A 21,612-nucleotide genomic window follows, 5' to 3' on the forward strand; every position below is an offset into this window, starting at 1 on the left:
ATGATACAGTTAATTTATAAAACGAATGCACACTCGTTGCCTGAGCACATACGGGACTAAACAATGGGGAATTTCGGATAGAATCAGAGAAATTCTTTCCGGGGTTTCGACGTTTTGAAGGAGGGTTTTATGAAATGATCGAGATTGAAAAACCAAAAATCGAAACGGTTGAAATCAGCGACGATGCCAAGTATGGTAAATTTGTCGTAGAGCCACTTGAGCGTGGATATGGTACAACTTTGGGTAACTCCTTACGTCGTATCCTTTTATCCTCACTCCCTGGTGCCGCTGTAACATCGATCCAAATAGATGGTGTACTGCATGAATTCTCGACGATCGAAGGCGTCGTTGAAGATGTTACAACGATTATCTTAAACATTAAAAAACTTGCACTGAAAATCTACTCTGAAGAAGAGAAGACGCTTGAGATTGATGTACAGGGTGAAGGAGTTGTAACAGCTGCTGATATTACCCACGACAGTGATGTTGAGATTTTGAATCCTGATCTTCACATTGCGACTCTTGGCCAAAATGCGAGTTTTCGAGTTCGCTTAACCGCTCAAAGAGGTCGCGGGTATACACCAGCTGACTCGAATAAGAGAGACGATCAGCCAATTGGGGTCATCCCGATTGATTCCATCTTTACACCTGTTTCTCGTGTAACATATCAAGTTGAGAATACTCGTGTGGGTCAGATTACAAACTATGACAAACTTACGCTTGACGTATGGACAGATGGAAGCACTGGACCAAAAGAAGCAATTGCGCTTGGTTCAAAGATTTTGACTGAACACCTTAATATTTTTGTCGGTTTGACCGACGAAGCTCAGCATGCTGAAATTATGGTTGAAAAAGAAGAGGACCAAAAAGAAAAAGTTCTTGAAATGACTATTGAAGAGCTCGATCTTTCAGTCCGTTCTTACAACTGCTTGAAGCGTGCGGGAATCAATACAGTTCAAGAACTTGCGAACAAAACTGAAGAAGATATGATGAAAGTTCGCAACCTGGGTCGCAAGTCGCTTGAAGAAGTAAAAGCGAAACTTGAAGAACTTGGACTTGGCCTTCGCAAAGACGATTGACTAGTTTCCATGTGAACTAGGATTTTCGTGTGTTTTTTATTTCAGATCGAGTATTTCAATAAAGGAGGGGACACCACATGTCATACAGAAAACTAGGACGCACTAGTGCACAGCGTAAAGCAATGCTGCGTGATCTTACAACAGACTTGATCATCAACGAGAGAATCGAAACAACAGAAGCTCGCGCGAAAGAACTTCGCTCTGTTGTAGAAAAAATGATTACACTTGGCAAGCGCGGAGATTTACACGCACGCCGCCAAGCAGCTGCATACATCCGCAATGAGGTTGCAGATGCAGAGAAAGACCAAGATGCACTCCAAAAACTTTTCTCTGATGTAGCACCTCGTTATGAAGAGCGCCAAGGCGGATACACACGTATTATGAAGCTTGGTCCTCGCCGTGGTGACGGAGCACCAATGGCTATCATCGAATTGGTTTAATCACATATTTTGTGTGTCTAAAGAAGGGCGGGACAGTTTTTAACTGGATCTATGCCCTTTTTTTAGATACCGGGGAATTTTCTATGATAAAAGAATAGTCAGAAAAGCAGAGCTTTAGAGGAGAGGAGGCCGGACGGGCAAATGAATCAAGATCGATTAATCGCTGCAGAGGATATCACGTTTCGCTACCAGAAAGATGCGGACAGGCCTGCGCTTGATCATGTATCTTTCCAAGTGTCGAAAGGAGAATGGCTTGCGATCGTAGGTCACAACGGCTCAGGGAAGTCGACGCTCGCCCGTGCTTTAAACGGACTGATCCTGCCTGACGAAGGATCGATTGAAGTCGGCGGTATTCAGCTGACGGAAGAGACGGTCTGGGATGTCCGAAAAAAAATCGGCATGGTGTTTCAAAATCCGGATAACCAATTTGTCGGGACAACCGTTCGCGATGATGTGGCTTTTGGTTTAGAAAACAACGGAGTTCCAAGAGAAGACATGGTGGAAAGGGTGGATTGGGCCGTTCAACAGGTGAACATGCAAGAATTTCTCGATCAAGAGCCGCACCATCTCTCTGGAGGGCAAAAGCAGCGTGTTGCGATTGCGGGAGTGCTTGCCGCCCGTCCTGACATCATGATTCTCGACGAGGCGACTTCCATGCTCGACCCGATGGGACGGGAAGAAGTGCTGGATACGGTCAGAAGGCTGAAAGACCAGGGAATGGTTACGGTCATTTCGATTACACATGACTTAAACGAAGCTGCTAAGGCCGACCGGATCATCGTCATGAACGGCGGAAGAAAATTTGCCGAAGGCACGCCGGAGGAAGTCTTTCGTCTGAATCAAGACCTGATAAAAATCGGGCTTGATTTGCCTTTTTCTTTTCAGCTCAGCCAAATGCTGAAGGAAAGCGGTCTGGCTTTGAAAGGCGATCATCTGACACAAGAAGGATTGGTGAATGAGCTATGGACATTGAAATCAAAGATGTAGAGCACCGATACCAGATGAAAACGCCTTTTGAACGCCTGGCGATCTATGATGTCAACGCCGTGATTAAAGAAGGAAGCTATGTTGCTGTGATCGGCCATACAGGATCGGGAAAATCGACGTTGCTTCAGCACCTGAACGGGCTTTTAAAACCGACAAAAGGACAGATACGCCTCGGCGGGGACGTTCTCGAAGCAGGCAAAAAGAATAAACACTTAAAAGCTTTGCGGAAAAAGGTCGGGATTGTCTTTCAGTTTCCTGAACATCAGCTGTTTGAAGAAACAATTTTAAAGGACATTTCATTCGGCCCGATCAATTTCGGCATGAGCCGGGAGAAGGCGGAAGAAAAGGCGAGGGAAATGCTGAAGCTTGTAGGTTTGAATGAGGAGCTGTCCGACAGGTCCCCGTTTGAACTAAGCGGCGGGCAAATGCGCCGCGTGGCCATTGCGGGAGTGCTGGCGATGGAGCCGGAGGTTCTCGTCCTCGATGAACCGACGGCAGGGCTCGACCCAAGAGGCCGCAAAGAGATCATGGACATGTTCTACAGCCTCCATAAGCAGAGGAATCTGACGACGATTCTCGTCACCCACAGTATGGAAGATGCGGCGGCGTATGCAGATGAACTGATTGTGATGCATAAAGGCACGGTCAAAGCAAAAGGGACGCCGCGGGAGCTTTTTTCAAGGAAAGACGATATCGCTGCCTTTGGGCTTGATTTGCCGGAAACGATTAAATTCCAAAAACGTCTTGAAGAAACGCTGGGCATTACGTTCAAAGCGCCGATCTTGACGATTGAAGAAGCAGCCTCCGAAATTAAAGCTCTTTTTCAGGAGGAAAATGCCCTATGATGGACAATATCATTATCGGCAAATATGTACCCGGGACATCGATCATTCACCGGCTTGATCCGCGTACAAAGCTGTTAACCATTTTCCTTTTTGTCTTTATCGTTTTTTTCGCGAATAATACGGAAACATATGCACTGCTCGGCCTGTTTACGGTCGCAGCCGCAGCTTTGTCGGGCGTTCCGGTGCGATTCCTTTTAAAAGGGATGAAGCCCGTGTTCTGGATTGTGCTGTTTACGTTTCTGCTTCATATTTTTATGACAAGGGAAGGGCCGCTTCTCGCCGATCTCGGCTTGTTTAAAATTTATGAGCAGGGGCTTGTTCAAGGGATTTTTATTTCGCTGCGCTTTGTTTACCTCATCATGATCACAACGATTTTAACATTGACGACGACTCCAATCGAAGTGACCGATGGTTTGGAGCATTTGCTCGGTCCGTTTAAAAAATTAAAGCTTCCCGTTCATGAACTCGCTCTCATGATGTCCATCTCCCTCAGATTTATACCGACTCTGCTCGAAGAGACGGATAAGATCATGAAAGCGCAAATGGCAAGAGGCGTTGATTTTACGAACGGCCCGGTCAAAGAACGTGTCAAAGCGATCGTTCCTCTTCTTGTTCCGCTGTTTGTCAGTGCCTTTAAAAGAGCCGAAGAGCTTGCAACTGCGATGGAGGCGCGAGGATACAGGGGAGGGGAAGGCCGTACAAAATACAGGCAGCTGACGTGGAAATGGAAGGATACTTCCGTGCTCCTCATTTTAGCTGGTCTTGGCGTATTGCTAATTTTATTGCGGACTTAGGTGATAGACGATGAGAATGAAGTGTACGATTTCATATGACGGACACCTTTTTTACGGCTACCAAGTGCAGCCTGGTCAAAGAACGGTGCAGGATGAGCTTGAAAAAGCGCTGCAAACGCTCCATAAAGCGAAGGAGCGTATTCCTGTCGTTTCATCCGGGCGCACCGACAGCGGCGTTCACGCGGTCGGACAGACGATTCATTTTGACAGTCCGCTATCCATCCCTGAGGCGAAATGGCCGTATGCTTTGAATGCCCTGCTGCCTGATGATATATCGGTCCACAATGCGGAAGCTGTGGATGATCAATTTCATGCGAGGTTTTCTGCAAAAAGAAAAGAATACCGGTATATGATTTACAGGGGCAGACATCCGGACGTTTTTAAACGCCACTATGCATACCATGTTCCGTATGACCTTGATATGGAAAAAGTCCAAGAAGCCTCCCGCTTTCTGGTTGGAACCCATGATTTCACAAGCTTTTGTGCAACCAAAACCGAAGTGAAGGACAAAGTTAGAACGGTCTATGAACTCGAATGGTCTGACACAGGGGACGGACTGCAGATGAGGATTGTGGGCAGCGGATTTTTGTATAACATGGTTAGAATCATTGCCGGCACGCTTCTTGATGTAGGAACCGGAAAATTTTCCCCTGGAGACATTGAAAAGATGATTCTTGCCAGAAGCCGCGATGCCGCAGGGCGCACTGCACCGGCGCACGGCTTGTATTTATGGCGTGTTATCTATGACAACTAAACCAGGTGTAACATTTTCTTGACAGAGAGTACAGAAAGTTATAAGATATCATATGGTATGTATTTCAACCCCACGATAAGCCCCGGAAACTTATTGTGTTTTGAAATAGAACGTAATTGAAGTTTATTGAAAATGGCAGATTTATTTAGGAGGGAAATTTAATGCGTACAACACCTATGGCTAACGCAAGTAATATTGAACGCAAGTGGTTAGTTGTTGATGCTGCTGGCAAGACGCTAGGACGTCTTTCTACAGAAGTTGCATCTATCCTTCGCGGAAAACATAAACCAACTTACACACCACACGTTGACACTGGAGATCATGTGATCATCATCAACGCTGAAAAAATCGAGTTAACTGGTAAAAAGTTAACGGACAAAATCTACTACCGTCACACTCAACATCCAGGCGGTTTAAAATCAAGAACTGCTCTTGAAATGCGTACAAACTACCCTGAGAAAATGCTTGAACTTGCGATCAAAGGCATGCTTCCAAAAGGTTCTCTAGGTCGTCAAATGTTCAAAAAATTGAACGTATACCGTGGTTCTGAGCATCCACACCAAGCACAAAAACCTGAAGTTTACGAACTTCGCGGTTAATTAAAAAGGAGGTTACCAATTTGGCACAGGTTCAATATTACGGTACTGGCCGTCGTAAAAGCTCTGTAGCGCGTGTGCGTTTAGTTCCAGGAGAAGGCCGTATCATCGTGAATAATCGTGAAATCAGCGAGCACATCCCATCTGCAGCTCTAATCGAAGATATCAAACAACCATTAAATTTGACTGAAACAGCTGGTACTTATGACGTTTTAGTAAACGTTCATGGAGGCGGCTTATCCGGTCAATCCGGAGCAATCCGTCACGGTATCGCCCGCGCTTTGCTTGAAGCAGATCCGGAATACCGTTCAACTCTAAAACGTGCCGGTCTACTGACTCGTGACGCACGTATGAAAGAACGTAAAAAATACGGACTTAAAGGCGCACGCCGTGCACCTCAGTTCTCAAAACGTTAATTTATGGCGTTTCAAAGGCTCTCAAGACTTTTGTCTTGGGGGTCTTTTTTATTGCTGCCGTCCTACATATGAAGCGGATACCGGAACACGGTTCATCTCCCGCGCCCAGACGGATATTTGTCCGATGTGATGTATTTCATGGGCGATCAAATGCCTTAAAATGTCGCCTTGTGTATAGGTATCTTCTGACCAAGACGTTTTGACAGGCTTTTGTTCGGCTGTGCTGGAAAAATGAAAAACCACACTCTCAACCTCGGGACGATACGCTTCAGAAAACTTGATAATGTGCTGAATCGACGGGTAGTCGGAAAACTCGGGAGTGAAGTCCGGCTTGTCTAAAATGGCATACATCCAGCTCACCTCAACATCGACAATATGAAACAAGTTTTTCAAAATGCTTTCCATACCGCCTGAACGCTTCTTTTCGATTTCCTCCGGCTGCTGCTTCAGGCACCAGTCAAACCATTCATCACGAACTTGCCAATTATACTGAAACAAACCTTTCATCTCATGCTCACCTCTCCTAATATGTTCGGCTTTTCGCTCTGTTTCCCTTCCCGGATTGCCAAGGATACACATTCATGATGTAATTAGTCTTACAAAGCATGAAGGAGAGAAAAGATGATTCAAACAATGATGAAACAGTTGCATACTGAATTAAAACAACATTTCCGTCCGTTTTTGAATCCTCCTGCAACAGAGGAAGACATTCAAAAAGCTGAAAATGAAATGGAAGCTACGTTTCCTGAAGAGCTCAGGGCGCTTTATCTTACCCATAATGGTGAAAAAGAATCGGGCCCCGGATTATTTTTCGGACTTCCTTTTCTTTCCTTGCAAGAAATGCTCACGGAGTGGCGAATATGGAAGGGGCTTGAAGGAGATGGAGAATTGGAAGAGATCGATGCATATTCGGTTCCGCCGTGTTGGATTAAAGAAAAATATGTGAACCGCCGATGGATTCCGATTAGCAGGGATTACGGAGGAAATCATATTGGTGTAGACCTTGATCCTGATCAGGAGGGGCAAGCTGGACAAGTAATCAATTTCGGGCGTGACGAAGAAATAAAGTATGTGATTGCTCATCATGTGACAGATTTACTGATCCATATAACAAATACGCTCAAAAATGGTCATTATACAATTGATGAATATGATGATGCTGTCAGCTGGAGCTACGGCAAAGAGGAAGAGCTTCATTTCCTGGATGCCATCCGTTCTATGGAACTTCCGGTGTTGCATGCAAGACCGCAGGAAGCCAATCTTGAACATACGGACAGATGGCTTCGTCAGCTGGACGATCGCTGGACTGCGATTGTGGAAACGATGGCTGAAAGTCCAAAGGCATTTTGTAACAAGATAAAGCTGCGTTTAGCGGGCAGGGAGCTGACACACATTAAACCGCTATCAATCTGTACGGATATGAGGGAATTAAATATAAGTGCAAATCGTATTCATGATTTAACGCCTTTGCAAAGCATGATCTTTTTGAAAAAGCTTTATCTTGGAAATAACCCGGTAGCAGATTTAAAGCCAATCGCTCAATTGAAACATCTGCAGTATTTAAATGTGGAGAAAACATGCGTGATCGATTTGTCTCCGCTTGCGGATTTATCATCTTTGAGAGGATTGGATATGACAGATATTCAAGCTGCAGAATACGCGCCGCTCAGTCACTGTAAAAACCTTGAGTTTTTAAAGGTAGATGTTTGTAATGAAAAGCAAATAAACGATATTTCTCAAATCAGCACGTTGAAACGATTACATATACGCGGAGATGAACATGTATCCGAAGAAGAGATAAAAGCGATAGCAGGTTTGAAAACATTAAGGTCTTTAACGGTTGAAAATATTACGTTAGAAAACGTTGATTTCTTAGGCACGATTCATACGCTTCAAACACTAAAACTTATAAATTCGTCCGTTAAAGACGGATCCGTTCTTGCCAGCCTGGAACATCTGAAAAGACTGGAATTGGATGGTTCTGAAATCGTAAACCTTAAAGTGGTGGCCCAATCTCCTTCTTTAGAGGAGTTTACCGGTTCTTTTGACCAATTTTATGTATTGAAGGACATATGCAAGAAAAAAGTGGATTTCTCTAAAGTAATTGGCGATATGTCTGAAGAAGAAGAGGAGATATGGAGCAGCTATGTGAGTGAATAGCTTTTCATCTCGCGGCTCCTAATATTTTCGGCTTCTTCCTCCGTTTCCCTTCCTCAGAAAAGCATGATTTCCGGCTTCTGACTGCACAATACAAGGTAAAAAGGAGGCGGTTCTATGGGGACGGTTGTATCTTTTAATAATGAAAAACAAAAGAAGCAGATCAATTTGGAAAAAAAGCTTCTGCGCGAACTGTCTTTGGAAAAAATGCTGAATTCTGCGGAGGAATGCTTTGCTCCTCTTTTTCACTTTTTTTCTAAGCACACGGATATTTTGTATGACGGCTGCATCGATTTTGCCATTGAGGCCTATTTGCTGGGAGCCGAGTACGGAAAGTTCGGCTATCACGGAGAACCCGTTCAACGAGCGATGGTCCGCTCAGAAAAAGAAGAAAAACAGCTTCTGCACGAGCTTTATGAATATGCGGTGAGCTGGTCTGAGGCTTTTAATATTCAAACGGCTCATGAACCACTCTATTATGCGTGCGAATACTTCATCCAAAGCTGGTGGAAGGAAGGCTTCAGCCAGCGTGAAAGACGCTTTAAGCTTCGGCTCAGATAATTTATGTAAAAGTGCGGCCAAGCTGAATCATATTTCCTTTCCTTGTCCCATATGTTGTAGTAAGGACGAGCGGGAGGGAAAGGGATGAAGAAAAAAATAAAATGGCTCGGGTTTTTACTCGGCTTTGTCGTTTTATTATGTTTATTTCAATATCAATTCCACAATGATGATTCTTGGCGGTCATGGAATCTTCCGTTGAGCGGCAAGATCATTTATATTGATCCTGGACACGGGGGCGCAGATGGAGGGGCATCAAGCGGTGAACTCCTTGAAAAAGACGTGGCGCTTGAAGTATCCCTTAGAATCAGGGACTATCTCCAGGAACAGGGCGCCTTGGTGTTGCTGACGAGGGAGGACGATCATGATCTCGCTCCTGAAGAAACGAAGGGACTCAGCAGAAGGAAAGCGGAAGACTTGCGAAAAAGGGTCGACATGATCAACGATTCTGAAGCCGACCTTTACCTCAGCATCCATTTGAATGCGATTCCTTCCGCCCGATGGAGCGGTGCGCAAAGCTTCTTTTACGGGCAATATGAAGAAAACGAACGGGCCGCCAAGTTTATTCAGGATGAATTAAGACATAATCTTGAAAACACGACGCGGAAGGCAAAGCGGATACACGGCATTTATTTGATGCAAAATGTGAAAAAGCCGGGGGCCCTCGTCGAGATCGGGTTTTTGTCAAATCCGAAAGAAGCAAAACAGCTGGCCAAGCCCAAATATCAGGACAAAATCGCGGCATCCGTATATAAAGGTGTATTGCGCTACTTTACAGAAGACAGAGACCCTCCTGAATAAGAGGGTTTCTTTTTGTGTCAAAGACACTATAAGGAAAGATATGCTATACTTATTTTGTAAACGAATACAACAAAGGGTGAGATCAATGTTGCGAGAAGACGATGTAAAAAAAATAGTCGGCGATTTGGACGAGCCATTTCTTCACAAGCCGCTCAGAGAGCTGGATGCCGTCAAGGAAATTAAAATAAAACCCGAAAAACGGCACGTCAGCGTAAAGGTGGCGCTCGCAAAAACGGGATCTGCCGAACAAATGCAGCTTCAGCAGGAAATCGTCATACGGTTAAAAGAAGCCGGTGCAGAGACGGTCGGCCTGCGTTTTGAGGAGCTGCCTGAAGAAGTCGTGATGAATAATCAAGAGTCTGCCCAAGGGCAAGATCAATCTCTGCTGAATAGTGAAAAACAGCCTGTGTTTTTAGCGGTGGCAAGCGGTAAAGGCGGCGTCGGCAAGTCGACGGTGTCCGTCAATTTGGCTGTGTCTTTGGCTCGAATCGGAAAGAAAGTCGGATTAATCGACGCCGATATTTACGGATTCAGCGTTCCGGATATGATGGGAATCACTGTACGGCCGACGATTGAAGGAGAAAAGGTCGTGCCGGTTGAAAGATTCGGAGTCAAAGTAATTTCGATGGGATTTTTTGTTGAAGACAATGCCCCTGTCATTTGGAGAGGCCCTATGCTTGGAAAAATGCTGAATAACTTTTTCCATGAGGTTGAATGGGGAGATGTCGATTATATTATCTTAGACCTGCCGCCGGGAACAGGCGATGTAGCGCTTGATGTTCACTCAATGCTTCCAAGCTGCAAAGAGGTGATCGTGTCGACGCCGCACCCTACTGCCGCGTTTGTCGCTGCAAGAGCGGGCGCGATGGCTTTGAAGACCGATCATGAAATCTTGGGAATCGTTGAAAATATGGCTTATTACGAAAGCGTCAAAACAGGCGAAAAAGAATACGTATTCGGCAAAGGCGGAGGCGAGAAGCTCGCAGAAGAACTCGGTGTTCCGATTCTGGGCAAAATTCCGCTGAAGCAGCCCGATTGGGATGACAGCGAATTTGCGCCGTCCGTTTATGATGAAAGTCATCCGACCGGTGCCATTTATTTGGATATCGCCAAAAAAATCGACGAAAGCATTGGCGTAAAAGCTTAAAGATCAGAAAAAGCTTCCTCCGCGGAAGAAGCTTTTAGTGAATGAAAAGCGGCTTAGCTTTGTTTTTCTTCGCCGCCTTTCATTTCTTCTTTCATGCTTTCAGAAGCAGCTTTTTTCAGTTCCTCTTCAAACTGCTTTCTGTAGAGCGGGCTTGACAGAGTGTCGGATATTACTTCCTGCAGGTGGGTTCGGAATTCCTGGCTTCTGACAAGTTCGCCGTATTTTTTGGCCATTTCAGGATCCTGCATGACCTGGATCAGCATTTTTTGGTACTCAGGATCTTTCATCAGTTTTTTCAGCACTTTTTCATGTTCATTTTGAAGTGTTTTGGCAAAGCCTTCTGCGAATTTTGGATCTTCGAAGACTTTTTTCCAAAATTCGGCTCCTTTTTTGGAGGTCATTGTTTTTTCAACGGTTTCTTTGACGGTTTTTTCATCCATCACAAGTGTTTCATTTAATTTGTCATCATTTAATATTTCTTGAATCGCTTTTTTTCCGTCATCTGTCTTTAATATATCGACAACCATCTTTTTGGTTTGATCATAGTCCATCTCAGCTGCTTGGTCCGTGGGAGCACAAGCTGTTACAGATAGAAACAGAAAACAGCTTATCGATAGCATTGTGGTCTTGAACATGCTTAAGCTCCTTTCGAAAACTCGTCTTACCTTTAATATGAATGTCTTTTATAAATTTATACATAACAAAATATCGCTGCTACAGCGTTTACTTAGGGGTTGGGAAGTCTACAATGAAAAGCCGTAATCTCGTCCGATTTTTCTTTTCCGTGTTGGGTGTCGGAGCTTTGACTACAAGTATTGTCGGTTTTGCCATTGAGTGGGGAAGATATAAGGAGCTGTTTCTTTCCTTCGAGGTATTGGAGATTCTTTCTGTTCTATTTTGGTTTATCGGGGTTGGCATGATCTTTAGCGTGATTGCTCAAATGGGGTTTGTGATTTTCTTAACGATTCACCGTTTTGCACTGGAAATCTTCAGATCTCATTCTTTGTGGAATTCGATTCAGCTGTTTTTGATTGTATTTGTCGCGTTTGATTTGGTTTACTTGCGTTTTCTGTTTTTTGAAAAAGAGGGAGGCTCCATCATTCCGTATATTTGGCTGCCGCTCTTTATTTTGGCGGTAAGCATTGCGGCCGCTTATGCAAAGCAAAAACAGTCCTCTAAAAAAACGTTCGTTTCCGCATTATTTCTAATGTTTGTTTTTACTGTGATGGAGTGGTTCCCGGCGTTAAGGGTCAATGAAGAGGACTGGCTCTATTTAATGCTGCTTCCTTTATTAGCCTGCAACGCTTTTCAACTTTTAATGCTGCCAAAGTTTCAGGCCCGCGCTTAGACCGGTTGCTATTTTACTTCTGATGATTTTGCATCCGTATTTGCAATTAAATCGCTAACGGTTACATTTTTGAGTCCCTTGCTTCTGAGATGGTGCACGATCTCAGGCAGGGCTTCTTTTGTTTGTTTGGCCGAATCTGAAGCGTGAAAGAGCACGATATCACCAGCGCTCACCGTTTCATTTACGTTTTGTACGATCTTTTGAACCCCCGGGTTCGTCCAGTCATCCGAATTGATACTGTAGTGAACGACGGTATAGCCGTACTGTTTAGCGACATCAAGTACGTTTTTATTAAATTGGCCGGTCGGCGGCCTTAAAAGCGTGAGATCCTCAAGACCGAGTTTTTGAAAAGAGTTTTGTGCTTTTGTTAAGTCTTTTTTGATTTCGCTTTTCTTCATTTGCGAATAGTTTTTATAAGCATAGCCCATGCTCCCGATCTGATGACCGTCTTTACGGATTCTTTCCACGACATCCGGATGTCGCTCCGCCCATGAAGCTGAAAGAAAAAAGGTCGCGTCTTTAATACCGTTTGATTTTAATGTATCTAAAATAGGCATGGCCTTTTGATCTCCCCAGCTAATATTAAAGGTAAGAGCGACTTCGTTTGTATCTGAGTCTCCTCTATATACCGCTTTTGCTCCGCTTTCTGTAGAAAACACAGGAAGAGGGAGCAGGTTTTGTACATAAAAAAAGCTTGCTGTCGCAAAAGCGGCTATCATAATAATGATTAACTGCTTAATCCGTTTCATATGCCACACATAAAAATGGTTCACAGAGAAACTCCTCCTTGTCCATGCTGCTTTGTATTCATCCTATGCTCGTTTAAAATAGAACATAACAATAATTCACCTTAAGAAAAAAATTAAAAAGAGGGTTGACCAGATTTGAATTAACATGTTATATTATTATTCGTCGCTGATAAACAGCTGACATGAAAAAGCTCCAAAAAATAATTTTGAGAAAAGTTATTGACAAATATGTGAGCTTGATGTTATATTATTAAAGCCGCTGAACGAAGCGGAAATGATCTTTGAAAACTAAACAAGACAAACGTACCTGTTAATTCATTAAATAAATCGTACATGCGAATGTGCGTAGTCATTATCAAACTTCATGGAGAGTTTGATCCTGGCTCAGGACGAACGCTGGCGGCGTGCCTAATACATGCAAGTCGAGCGGACAGATGGGAGCTTGCTCCCTGATGTCAGCGGCGGACGGGTGAGTAACACGTGGGTAACCTGCCTGTAAGACTGGGATAACTCCGGGAAACCGGGGCTAATACCGGATGCTTGATTGAACCGCATGGTTCAATTATAAAAGGTGGCTTTTAGCTACCACTTACAGATGGACCCGCGGCGCATTAGCTAGTTGGTGAGGTAACGGCTCACCAAGGCAACGATGCGTAGCCGACCTGAGAGGGTGATCGGCCACACTGGGACTGAGACACGGCCCAGACTCCTACGGGAGGCAGCAGTAGGGAATCTTCCGCAATGGACGAAAGTCTGACGGAGCAACGCCGCGTGAGTGATGAAGGTTTTCGGATCGTAAAACTCTGTTGTTAGGGAAGAACAAGTACCGTTCGAATAGGGCGGTACCTTGACGGTACCTAACCAGAAAGCCACGGCTAACTACGTGCCAGCAGCCGCGGTAATACGTAGGTGGCAAGCGTTGTCCGGAATTATTGGGCGTAAAGCGCGCGCAGGCGGTTTCTTAAGTCTGATGTGAAAGCCCCCGGCTCAACCGGGGAGGGTCATTGGAAACTGGGGAACTTGAGTGCAGAAGAGGAGAGTGGAATTCCACGTGTAGCGGTGAAATGCGTAGAGATGTGGAGGAACACCAGTGGCGAAGGCGACTCTCTGGTCTGTAACTGACGCTGAGGCGCGAAAGCGTGGGGAGCGAACAGGATTAGATACCCTGGTAGTCCACGCCGTAAACGATGAGTGCTAAGTGTTAGAGGGTTTCCGCCCTTTAGTGCTGCAGCAAACGCATTAAGCACTCCGCCTGGGGAGTACGGTCGCAAGACTGAAACTCAAAGGAATTGACGGGGGCCCGCACAAGCGGTGGAGCATGTGGTTTAATTCGAAGCAACGCGAAGAACCTTACCAGGTCTTGACATCCTCTGACAACCCTAGAGATAGGGCTTCCCCTTCGGGGGCAGAGTGACAGGTGGTGCATGGTTGTCGTCAGCTCGTGTCGTGAGATGTTGGGTTAAGTCCCGCAACGAGCGCAACCCTTGATCTTAGTTGCCAGCATTCAGTTGGGCACTCTAAGGTGACTGCCGGTGACAAACCGGAGGAAGGTGGGGATGACGTCAAATCATCATGCCCCTTATGACCTGGGCTACACACGTGCTACAATGGGCAGAACAAAGGGCAGCGAAGCCGCGAGGCTAAGCCAATCCCACAAATCTGTTCTCAGTTCGGATCGCAGTCTGCAACTCGACTGCGTGAAGCTGGAATCGCTAGTAATCGCGGATCAGCATGCCGCGGTGAATACGTTCCCGGGCCTTGTACACACCGCCCGTCACACCACGAGAGTTTGTAACACCCGAAGTCGGTGAGGTAACCTTTTGGAGCCAGCCGCCGAAGGTGGGACAGATGATTGGGGTGAAGTCGTAACAAGGTAGCCGTATCGGAAGGTGCGGCTGGATCACCTCCTTTCTAAGGATATTATACGGAATATAAGACCTTGCGGTCTTATAGACAGGTGCGTTTAGATCTTGTTTAGTTTTGAAGGATCATTCCTTCAAAACGTGTTCTTTGAAAACTAGATAACAGTAGACATCACATTCAATTAGTAATGCAAGATATCACGTAGTGATTCTTTTTAACGGTTAAGTTAGAAAGGGCGCACGGTGGATGCCTTGGCACTAGGAGCCGATGAAGGACGGGACGAACACCGATATGCTTCGGGGAGCTGTAAGCAAGCTTTGATCCGGAGATTTCCGAATGGGGAAACCCACTGCTCGTAATGGAGCAGTATCCATATCTGAATTCATAGGATATGAGAAGGCAGACCCGGGGAACTGAAACATCTAAGTACCCGGAGGAAGAGAAAGCAAATGCGATTCCCTGAGTAGCGGCGAGCGAAACGGGAACAGCCCAAACCAAGAGGCTTGCCTCTTGGGGTTGTAGGACACTCTGTACGGAGTTACAAAAGAACGAGGTAGATGAAGAGGCCTGGAAAGGCCCGCCATAGGAGGTAACAGCCCTGTAGTCAAAACTTCGTTCTCTCCTGAGTGGATCCTGAGTACGGCGGAACACGTGAAATTCCGTCGGAATCCGGGAGGACCATCTCCCAAGGCTAAATACTCCCTAGTGACCGATAGTGAACCAGTACCGTGAGGGAAAGGTGAAAAGCACCCCGGAAGGGGAGTGAAAGAGATCCTGAAACCGTGTGCCTACAAGTAGTCAGAGCCCGTTAATGGGTGATGGCGTGCCTTTTGTAGAATGAACCGGCGAGTTACGATCCCGTGCAAGGTTAAGTTTGAAAAGACGGAGCCGCAGCGAAAGCGAGTCTGAATAGGGCGCATGAGTACGTGGTCGTAGACCCGAAACCAGGTGATCTACCCATGTCCAGGGTGAAGTTCAGGTAACACTGAATGGAGGCCCGAACCCACGCACGTTGAAAAGTGCGGGGATGAGGTGTGGGTAGGGGTGAAATGCCAATCGAACCTGGAGATAGCTGGTTCTCTCCGAAATAGCTTTAGGGCTAGCCTCAAGGTAAGAGTCTTGGAGGTAGAGCACTGATTGGACTAGGGGCCCCTACCGGGTTACCGAATTCAGTCAAACTCCGAATGCCAAAGACTTATCCTTGGGAGTCAGACTGCGAGTGATAAGATCCGTAGTCGAAAGGGAAACAGCCCAGACCGCCAGCTAAGGTCCCAAAGTATACGTTAAGTGGAAAAGGATGTGGAGTTGCTTAGACAACCAGGATGTTGGCTTAGAAGCAGCCACCATTTAAAGAGTGCGTAATAGCTCACTGGTCGAGTGACTCTGCGCCGAAAATGTACCGGGGCTAAACGTATCACCGAAGCTGCGGACTGTTCTTACGAACAGTGGTAGGAGAGCGTTCTAAGGGCTGTGAAGCGAGACCGGAAGGACTCGTGGAGCGCTTAGAAGTGAGAATGCCGGTATGAGTAGCGAAAGAGGGGTGAGAATCCCCTCCACCGAATGCCTAAGGTTTCCTGAGGAAGGCTCGTCCGCTCAGGGTTAGTCGGGACCTAAGCCGAGGCCGAAAGGCGTAGGCGATGGACAACAGGTTGATATTCCTGTACCACCTCCTCACCATTTGAGCAATGGGGGGACGCAGGAGGATAGGGTAAGCGCGGTATTGGATATCCGCGTCCAAGCAGTTAGGCTGGGAAATAGGCAAATCCGTTTCCCGTAAGGCTGAGCTGTGATGGCGAGCGAAATATAGTAGCGAAGTTCCTGATTCCACACTGCCAAGAAAAGCCTCTAGCGAGGTGAGAGGTGCCCGTACCGCAAACCGACACAGGTAGGCGAGGAGAGAATCCTAAGGTGATCGAGAGAACTCTCGTTAAGGAACTCGGCAAAATGACCCCGTAACTTCGGGAGAAGGGGTGCTCTGTTAGGGTGCAAGCCCGAGAGAGCCGCAGTGAATAGGCCCAGGCGACTGTTTAGCAAAAACACAGGTCTCTGCGAAGCCGTAAGGCGAAGTATAGGGGCTGACGCCTGCCCGGTGCTGGAAGGTTAAGAGGAGCGCTTAGCGTAAGCGAAGGTGCGAATTGAAGCCCCAGTAAACGGCGGCCGTAACTATAACGGTCCTAAGGTAGCGAAATTCCTTGTCGGGTAAGTTCCGACCCGCACGAAAGGCGCAACGATCTGGGCACTGTCTCAACGAGAGACTCGGTGAAATTATAGTACCTGTGAAGATGCAGGTTACCCGCGACAGGACGGAAAGACCCCGTGGAGCTTTACTGCAGCCTGATATTGAATGTTGGTACAGCTTGTACAGGATAGGTAGGAGCCTTGGAAACCGGAGCGCCAGCTTCGGTGGAGGCATCGGTGGGATACTACCCTGGCTGTATTGACCTTCTAACCCGCCGCCCTTATCGGGCGGGGAGACAGTGTCAGGTGGGCAGTTTGACTGGGGCGGTCGCCTCCTAAAAGGTAACGGAGGCGCCCAAAGGTTCCCTCAGAATGGTTGGAAATCATTCGCAGAGTGTAAAGGCACAAGGGAGCTTGACTGCGAGACCTACAAGTCGAGCAGGGACGAAAGTCGGGCTTAGTGATCCGGTGGTTCCGCATGGAAGGGCCATCGCTCAACGGATAAAAGCTACCCCGGGGATAACAGGCTTATCTCCCCCAAGAGTCCACATCGACGGGGAGGTTTGGCACCTCGATGTCGGCTCATCGCATCCTGGGGCTGTAGTCGGTCCCAAGGGTTGGGCTGTTCGCCCATTAAAGCGGTACGCGAGCTGGGTTCAGAACGTCGTGAGACAGTTCGGTCCCTATCCGTCGCGGGCGCAGGAAATTTGAGAGGAGCTGTCCTTAGTACGAGAGGACCGGGATGGACGCACCGCTGGTGTACCAGTTGTTCTGCCAAGGGCATCGCTGGGTAGCTATGTGCGGACGGGATAAGTGCTGAAAGCATCTAAGCATGAAGCCCCCCTCAAGATGAGATTTCCCATTCCGCAAGGAAGTAAGATCCCTGAAAGATGATCAGGTTGATAGGTCTGAGGTGGAAGTGTGGCGACACATGGAGCTGACAGATACTAATCGATCGAGGACTTAACCTAAATGTTTGTGAATTGTCTGACCGTTATCTAGTTTTGAGAGAACACCTCTCATACATAGTTTGGTGGCGATAGCGAAGAGGTCACACCCGTTCCCATGCCGAACACGGAAGTTAAGCTCTTCAGCGCCGATGGTAGTTGGGGGCTTCCCCCTGTGAGAGTAGGACGCCGCCAAGCTGTTTATATATCTTTACCCTGCATGAATTGAAGCTTATCTTATTCCGCAGTAGCTCAGTGGTAGAGCTATCGGCTGTTAACCGATCGGTCGCAGGTTCGAATCCTGCCTGCGGAGCCAATGCTTCCATAGCTCAGCAGGTAGAGCACTTCCATGGTAAGGAAGAGGTCAGCGGTTCGAGCCCGCTTGGAAGCTTAAGTGAATACGTTGATATGACAAGGTTTCTCCTATGGTGGAGAAAGCTTTTTTTGTTTTATGATATTTTGCTTTCAACTTATAGAATGTATAAAAGCAGGCTTAACGCCTGCTTACTGCTATACCCTCTCATATAAAACGTTAATTGCGACTTCTAAGACAAGAAGGAACAACATATAACTCCCGTACTTTAACGTATCAGGTTCATGCTGTTTTGAGTCTTTAAAAGTCCATATAAATAATGCTACAACGCCAATAACGGTCACGATTTTGCTAAGCGTTAATAAAGACATGACAACCTTCCTTTATATTGAAAATTATTTATTATCCATCTTCCATATTTATAATTAAAATCCCTTTTAACCGTAAAAACTTTTTCTGCTATTAAACAAGCTCTCTGACTCGGATGACAGAGAGCTTGTTTAAATATGTTTAAAATCCATTTAAAATAGAGAAGATCCGATTGTTTACACTGCCAAAAGATTTGATGTTGTTTTGGATGTTAGAAAATAGAATGACGTATCTGCTCCCTGTCAGACTGAAGCTGTTTAATATGTTATAGCCGGGCATGACACCGTGACTAGAATAGCTTCCCGGCGACACATAAAAGCCCATACCGTATGTTGCTTTGTTTGGCGTAAACATTTTCATAAAACTTTCATTGGAAATGATTTTTCTTTCGTAAAGTGCTTTATCAAATAAATACATATCATAAGCGGTCATATAAATATCACCAGCCCCATAAAGCTGTGATAAATTCGGCATGTCAGGCGTATAAAGCTCTTTTTGCGGGTTTAATTTATACCCTGTCGACGGATTTGACTCTTTAGCAAATGTTTTATAAAAGCCTGCGTGTTTCATACCGGCAGGTTTAAAAACGTGCTTTTTGATGTATTGATCGACTGGTTCACCGCTTACCATGGAGACAATGTATGCCAGAACCGAGTAATTGGAGTCTCTATAATCCCATTTCCCAGTTGGGTATTTTACGCCTCGTTTTTCGATATCTTTCATTAAATCTTCCGGCGAAATATATCCGTGGCCTTCTTTGTGCCCCCTAATCCCTGATGTGTGTGTCAAGAAATGATAAAGGGTGATCTTTGAGCCGTTTGGAAAGTCAGGAAGATACTTAGAAACGGGGTCATTTACTGATAGCAATCCCTTTTCCTCAAGCTGTAAAATTGCCGTTGCAATAATTGCTTTTTGTGATGACCCAACATAAAAGACGGTGTCCGGTGTATTGGGGACCATTTCCTCGCGGTTTGCATATAAATACCCTTTGCTTGTCACAACGTTTCCGTCTTCTACAATTAATGCTGTGCCGCTGAATCCAATGCTTTTTAAATATTGATCCAATTGAGCATTATCATTTTTTGTGATGATAGGGTTCTTTTTTGTTTCATTTTGATTTGTCTTCTTCTTTGCTTCAGGCTGTTCTTTTTTTTCAGTTGCCTGTAGTTGATTTTCTTGGTGATCTCGCATACCGCTTGGAAGTGCAAGATAAATTACCCCACAAACAAGAAGAAAGGAAAGAATGATGAGCCTTCTTTTTGTTTTCTTCTTTTTTCTTTTCTTTATTCGCGTTCTGTATGTTCTTGCCATGGCGGGTACTCCTTCTTTTATATGTGACGTATTTACTGACGCAATAACCCCTTAAAAAGTTTCTTCAAAATGCTAATATTTTCATACATGGTTTGGGATAATGCCAAAATTTACATTTTATTTACACTTGAATAAGAACAAATGTTCTTATAAAATAAAGATGTGAGGTGAGACGATGAATAAGCTGTTGTATCGTTCAATGGAAGACGGTTTTCCGGTAGAAATCATTTACATGAAAGAAAGTAGTTTTTCTAAACGGGCGATTCTCGTGAAAGAAATTAAAAACGGTTATGTGAAAGCATTTTGCTTCCAAAAACAGCAGTTCAGAATGTTTAAGATAGAGGCCATTTTAACCGTGTTCCCCTATAAAAAAAGAAGCATAGCTCATTATGCCTAAAAGCTGCTCTTTCATCTTGCTGTCTTCTTTTCTGTATTCCCTTCCTGTTTTGATATTCCATCTTTTGTTATAATGAATGTAAATTCGATTTAAAGAGAGCGGGCGTTTTACATCTATGCTTCAGACGATCAATAAAACACTTGGTAAGATTATGCCTTTACTGACGCCTTTAAGTGTTGTCAGCGGGGTGTTGCTTGCGGATTACTTAAATGGGCTGGCGGGTCTTGTGCCGTGGATTTTTGCGTTTATGACATTTGCCGGCAGCCTTGGGGCAAATTTTCAGTCGCTGAAAACAGCGATGGTTCATCCCTTGCCGATGCTACTCGCTTTATTTGTTTTGCACATATTTATGCCTGTTCTGGCATGGGGCACGGGGCATCTTGTGTTTAGCGGAGATTCATTAACGATTACAGGGCTTACCCTTGGTGTTGTCATTCCGACGGGTATTACGAGTATGATTTGGGCTGCCATGTATAAAGGAAACATCGGCTTAACCCTATCGATTATTTTAGTGGACACGATTCTTTCGCCTTTCATCGTTCCGTTCAGTCTTTCCATCCTGGCCGGGGCGCATGTTGAAATGGATGTAATCGGTATGATGAAAGGTTTAGTCGGAATGATTGTGATTCCTTCTTTGTTAGGAATGCTCGTCAATCAATTTTCAATACCGGAGCGGACAGCGCGTTTAAGCGCAAATTGCGCTCCATTTTCGAAAATCGGGTTAGCCGCCGTGGTGGCGATTAACAGCTCAGTTGTCGCTCCTTACCTGAAAAACGTCGATTTAAAGTTTTTAACGATAGCCGTTACGGTTTTTTTGGTGGCATTTACTGGATACATGACAGCTTGGCTGATCGGTCGGCTGATGAAACGGCCCAAGGAGGAAATCGTGGCTTTAATTTTTACCGGAGGAATGCGGAATATTAGCGCCGGCGCTGTGTTGGCCACCGGATTTTTTCCGCCGCAAGTGGCGGTGCCCGTTGTCATCGGCATGCTGTTTCAGCAGATCCTGGCTGCGCTATATGGGCATTTGCTTGCAAGAAGCGAGCTGAAAAAAACGTATCATTTAGACAAAAAAACGAGTCTGCCCTCATAGTTGGCAGACTCAAACCTTACAGGAGTGAAAAAAAATGAAAACCAATAGGGTAAGTGTGATGATGTGGACTTTAATTTCCGCATTTTTGTTTTGTTCTTTATTAGTCACAGCTTCACTTTCTCCGCTCGCTCATTCAGGCCCCCATGCTAATGAGTTTGGCACTTTGGGGATGTGGGCGGCAATCGGAACCGTTTTACTCTTTTATATCCTTCCCCTTGCTGTTTATATGGCCGGGTTTGATGCGATGAAGTTTGTAATGGCTGTTCTTTGCGGAATTGGATTAATCATCACGCTGACCATGATTCCAGTGGTTATGTTGATTGGCGCTTTTGGCGGATATGCTTCTGCTTTATTGGGCGTCGTATGCCTTTGCATTCTGTCAGCGATCGTGAATGTGATTTGGTTAGTCGCCGCTTTTCGCAGGCCGTCAGCGGCTGCTTCTTTCTAATATTTAAAAACCGCTTTCCCGC

At 45.6% G+C, this 21,612-nt stretch carries 20 protein-coding genes, 2 tRNA genes and 3 rRNA genes; 21 read left to right on the plus strand and 4 right to left on the minus strand.

The features are described 5' to 3' along the window. The first annotated feature begins 134 nt into the window (after positions 1-134). The 8 genes from M1D67_RS00875 (at position 135) to rpsI (ending at position 5,911) form a co-directional block, all read left to right on the plus strand. On the plus strand, positions 135-1,079 hold the full coding sequence (locus M1D67_RS00875; RefSeq protein ID WP_020449875.1) for a DNA-directed RNA polymerase subunit alpha: 945 nt from the start codon (positions 135-137) through the stop codon (positions 1,077-1,079). 77 nt (positions 1,080-1,156) lie between these two features. Then, positions 1,157-1,519 carry a 50S ribosomal protein L17 gene (gene rplQ, locus M1D67_RS00880; RefSeq protein ID WP_020449876.1) on the plus strand — a complete coding sequence of 121 codons (363 nt, stop codon included), beginning with the start codon at positions 1,157-1,159 and terminating at the stop codon, positions 1,517-1,519. 141 nt (positions 1,520-1,660) lie between these two features. Beyond that, positions 1,661-2,506 carry an energy-coupling factor ABC transporter ATP-binding protein gene (locus M1D67_RS00885; protein WP_318602724.1) on the plus strand — a complete coding sequence of 282 codons (846 nt, stop codon included), beginning with the start codon at positions 1,661-1,663 and terminating at the stop codon, positions 2,504-2,506. After that, positions 2,482-3,351 carry an energy-coupling factor ABC transporter ATP-binding protein gene (locus tag M1D67_RS00890; RefSeq protein ID WP_328038350.1) on the plus strand — a complete coding sequence of 290 codons (870 nt, stop codon included), beginning with the start codon at positions 2,482-2,484 and terminating at the stop codon, positions 3,349-3,351. Before M1D67_RS00885 ends, M1D67_RS00890 begins: the two co-directional genes overlap by 25 nt. Next, the gene (locus M1D67_RS00895) at positions 3,348-4,145 is read left to right on the plus strand and encodes an energy-coupling factor transporter transmembrane component T family protein (protein WP_023855906.1); all 798 of its coding nucleotides are present in this window, start codon (positions 3,348-3,350) and stop codon (positions 4,143-4,145) included. Before M1D67_RS00890 ends, M1D67_RS00895 begins: the two co-directional genes overlap by 4 nt. A 10-nt stretch (positions 4,146-4,155) precedes the next feature. Next, positions 4,156-4,899: a tRNA pseudouridine(38-40) synthase TruA gene (gene truA, locus M1D67_RS00900; protein ID WP_025810423.1), complete on the plus strand. Its 744-nt coding sequence runs from the start codon at positions 4,156-4,158 to the stop codon at positions 4,897-4,899. Positions 4,900-5,060: 161 nt separating this feature from the next. Beyond that, on the plus strand, positions 5,061-5,498 hold the full coding sequence (gene rplM, locus M1D67_RS00905) for a 50S ribosomal protein L13 (protein WP_003178393.1): 438 nt from the start codon (positions 5,061-5,063) through the stop codon (positions 5,496-5,498). 20 nt (positions 5,499-5,518) lie between these two features. Then, entirely contained in the window at positions 5,519-5,911 is a 393-nt protein-coding gene (gene rpsI, locus M1D67_RS00910) for a 30S ribosomal protein S9 (protein WP_023855904.1), read from the plus strand. Positions 5,912-5,959: 48 nt separating this feature from the next. Here rpsI and M1D67_RS00915 read toward each other — a convergent pair whose 3' ends face one another. Further along, the gene (locus M1D67_RS00915; protein WP_023855903.1) at positions 5,960-6,418 is read right to left on the minus strand and encodes a DinB family protein; all 459 of its coding nucleotides are present in this window, start codon (positions 6,416-6,418) and stop codon (positions 5,960-5,962) included. Between the two features lie 114 nt (positions 6,419-6,532). Between M1D67_RS00915 and M1D67_RS00920 the strand changes: the two genes are divergently transcribed. The 4 genes from M1D67_RS00920 to M1D67_RS00935 all read left to right on the plus strand — a co-directional run bounded on the left by M1D67_RS00920 (position 6,533) and on the right by M1D67_RS00935 (position 10,574). After that, positions 6,533-8,071, plus strand: coding sequence for an SMI1/KNR4 family protein (locus M1D67_RS00920; RefSeq protein WP_479831535.1), 1,539 nt, complete (start codon positions 6,533-6,535; stop codon positions 8,069-8,071). Between the two features lie 114 nt (positions 8,072-8,185). Further along, complete coding sequence (locus tag M1D67_RS00925; protein ID WP_023855901.1) at positions 8,186-8,629, plus strand: YbaK family protein; 444 nt, start codon at positions 8,186-8,188, stop codon at positions 8,627-8,629. 84 nt (positions 8,630-8,713) lie between these two features. Beyond that, positions 8,714-9,427 carry an N-acetylmuramoyl-L-alanine amidase CwlD gene (gene cwlD, locus M1D67_RS00930; RefSeq protein ID WP_023855900.1) on the plus strand — a complete coding sequence of 238 codons (714 nt, stop codon included), beginning with the start codon at positions 8,714-8,716 and terminating at the stop codon, positions 9,425-9,427. A gap of 85 nt (positions 9,428-9,512) precedes the next feature. Then, the gene (locus tag M1D67_RS00935; RefSeq protein WP_020449903.1) at positions 9,513-10,574 is read left to right on the plus strand and encodes an Mrp/NBP35 family ATP-binding protein; all 1,062 of its coding nucleotides are present in this window, start codon (positions 9,513-9,515) and stop codon (positions 10,572-10,574) included. Positions 10,575-10,627: 53 nt separating this feature from the next. Here the strand turns inward: M1D67_RS00935 and gerD are convergent, their stop codons facing one another. Then, positions 10,628-11,209, minus strand: a complete 582-nt coding sequence (gerD, locus tag M1D67_RS00940) for a spore germination lipoprotein GerD (RefSeq protein WP_023855899.1) — start codon at positions 11,207-11,209, stop codon at positions 10,628-10,630. 113 nt (positions 11,210-11,322) lie between these two features. Between gerD and M1D67_RS00945 the strand changes: the two genes are divergently transcribed. Further along, positions 11,323-11,922 carry a KinB-signaling pathway activation protein gene (locus M1D67_RS00945; RefSeq protein ID WP_020449905.1) on the plus strand — a complete coding sequence of 200 codons (600 nt, stop codon included), beginning with the start codon at positions 11,323-11,325 and terminating at the stop codon, positions 11,920-11,922. Between the two features lie 8 nt (positions 11,923-11,930). Here M1D67_RS00945 and pdaB read toward each other — a convergent pair whose 3' ends face one another. Further along, positions 11,931-12,695, minus strand: coding sequence for a polysaccharide deacetylase family sporulation protein PdaB (gene pdaB / locus M1D67_RS00950; protein ID WP_101561969.1), 765 nt, complete (start codon positions 12,693-12,695; stop codon positions 11,931-11,933). Between the two features lie 337 nt (positions 12,696-13,032). Here pdaB and M1D67_RS00955 point away from each other — a divergent pair. The 5 genes from M1D67_RS00955 (at position 13,033) to M1D67_RS00975 (ending at position 18,050) form a co-directional block, all read left to right on the plus strand. Beyond that, positions 13,033-14,582 (plus strand): 16S ribosomal RNA (locus tag M1D67_RS00955). 171 nt (positions 14,583-14,753) lie between these two features. After that, positions 14,754-17,683, plus strand: a 23S ribosomal RNA gene (locus tag M1D67_RS00960). Between the two features lie 58 nt (positions 17,684-17,741). Continuing rightward, positions 17,742-17,857: ribosomal RNA gene (gene rrf / locus M1D67_RS00965) — 5S ribosomal RNA — on the plus strand. The 16S, 23S and 5S rRNA genes sit together here with 2 tRNA genes alongside, the layout of an rRNA operon. A gap of 43 nt (positions 17,858-17,900) precedes the next feature. Further along, a tRNA-Asn gene (locus tag M1D67_RS00970) sits at positions 17,901-17,975 on the plus strand. Positions 17,976-17,977: 2 nt separating this feature from the next. Continuing rightward, positions 17,978-18,050: transfer RNA gene (locus M1D67_RS00975), tRNA-Thr, on the plus strand. Positions 18,051-18,482: 432 nt separating this feature from the next. Here the strand turns inward: M1D67_RS00975 and M1D67_RS00980 are convergent. Continuing rightward, a complete protein-coding gene (locus tag M1D67_RS00980; protein ID WP_023857673.1) occupies positions 18,483-19,652 on the minus strand; it encodes a serine hydrolase domain-containing protein in 1,170 nt (389 codons plus the stop codon). Between the two features lie 175 nt (positions 19,653-19,827). Here M1D67_RS00980 and M1D67_RS00985 point away from each other — a divergent pair, with 175 nt between their 5' ends. The 3 genes from M1D67_RS00985 (at position 19,828) to M1D67_RS00995 (ending at position 21,590) form a co-directional block, all read left to right on the plus strand. Beyond that, a complete protein-coding gene (locus M1D67_RS00985; RefSeq protein ID WP_020449908.1) occupies positions 19,828-20,049 on the plus strand; it encodes a hypothetical protein in 222 nt (73 codons plus the stop codon). Positions 20,050-20,200: 151 nt separating this feature from the next. Next, positions 20,201-21,142, plus strand: coding sequence for a bile acid:sodium symporter family protein (locus tag M1D67_RS00990; RefSeq protein ID WP_479831833.1), 942 nt, complete (start codon positions 20,201-20,203; stop codon positions 21,140-21,142). 34 nt (positions 21,143-21,176) lie between these two features. Beyond that, positions 21,177-21,590 carry a DUF5391 family protein gene (locus M1D67_RS00995; protein WP_026580420.1) on the plus strand — a complete coding sequence of 138 codons (414 nt, stop codon included), beginning with the start codon at positions 21,177-21,179 and terminating at the stop codon, positions 21,588-21,590. The last annotated feature ends 22 nt before the right edge of the window (positions 21,591-21,612 follow it).

It is taken from the genome of Bacillus sp. PK6-025 (assembly GCF_056530265.1).

Excerpts from the sequence above, each read along its gene's own strand:
- M1D67_RS00890 (WP_328038350.1), top strand. The coding sequence starts at position 2,482 with ATGGACATTGAAATCAAAGATGTAGAGCACCGATACCAGATGAAAACG.
- cwlD (WP_023855900.1), top strand. The coding sequence starts at position 8,714 with ATGAAGAAAAAAATAAAATGGCTCGGGTTTTTACTCGGCTTTGTCGTT.
- M1D67_RS00915 (WP_023855903.1), bottom strand. The coding sequence starts at position 6,418 with ATGAAAGGTTTGTTTCAGTATAATTGGCAAGTTCGTGATGAATGGTTT.
- M1D67_RS00920 (WP_479831535.1), top strand. The coding sequence starts at position 6,533 with ATGATTCAAACAATGATGAAACAGTTGCATACTGAATTAAAACAACAT.
- M1D67_RS00925 (WP_023855901.1), top strand. The coding sequence starts at position 8,186 with ATGGGGACGGTTGTATCTTTTAATAATGAAAAACAAAAGAAGCAGATC.
- M1D67_RS00935 (WP_020449903.1), top strand. The coding sequence starts at position 9,513 with ATGTTGCGAGAAGACGATGTAAAAAAAATAGTCGGCGATTTGGACGAG.
- M1D67_RS00985 (WP_020449908.1), top strand. The coding sequence starts at position 19,828 with ATGAATAAGCTGTTGTATCGTTCAATGGAAGACGGTTTTCCGGTAGAA.
- rplQ (WP_020449876.1), top strand. The coding sequence starts at position 1,157 with ATGTCATACAGAAAACTAGGACGCACTAGTGCACAGCGTAAAGCAATG.
- truA (WP_025810423.1), top strand. The coding sequence starts at position 4,156 with ATGAGAATGAAGTGTACGATTTCATATGACGGACACCTTTTTTACGGC.
- M1D67_RS00875 (WP_020449875.1), top strand. The coding sequence starts at position 135 with ATGATCGAGATTGAAAAACCAAAAATCGAAACGGTTGAAATCAGCGAC.
- M1D67_RS00980 (WP_023857673.1), bottom strand. The coding sequence starts at position 19,652 with ATGGCAAGAACATACAGAACGCGAATAAAGAAAAGAAAAAAGAAGAAA.
- rplM (WP_003178393.1), top strand. The coding sequence starts at position 5,061 with ATGCGTACAACACCTATGGCTAACGCAAGTAATATTGAACGCAAGTGG.
- M1D67_RS00995 (WP_026580420.1), top strand. The coding sequence starts at position 21,177 with ATGAAAACCAATAGGGTAAGTGTGATGATGTGGACTTTAATTTCCGCA.
- gerD (WP_023855899.1), bottom strand. The coding sequence starts at position 11,209 with ATGTTCAAGACCACAATGCTATCGATAAGCTGTTTTCTGTTTCTATCT.
- M1D67_RS00945 (WP_020449905.1), top strand. The coding sequence starts at position 11,323 with ATGAAAAGCCGTAATCTCGTCCGATTTTTCTTTTCCGTGTTGGGTGTC.
- M1D67_RS00990 (WP_479831833.1), top strand. The coding sequence starts at position 20,201 with ATGCCTTTACTGACGCCTTTAAGTGTTGTCAGCGGGGTGTTGCTTGCG.
- M1D67_RS00895 (WP_023855906.1), top strand. The coding sequence starts at position 3,348 with ATGATGGACAATATCATTATCGGCAAATATGTACCCGGGACATCGATC.
- M1D67_RS00885 (WP_318602724.1), top strand. The coding sequence starts at position 1,661 with ATGAATCAAGATCGATTAATCGCTGCAGAGGATATCACGTTTCGCTAC.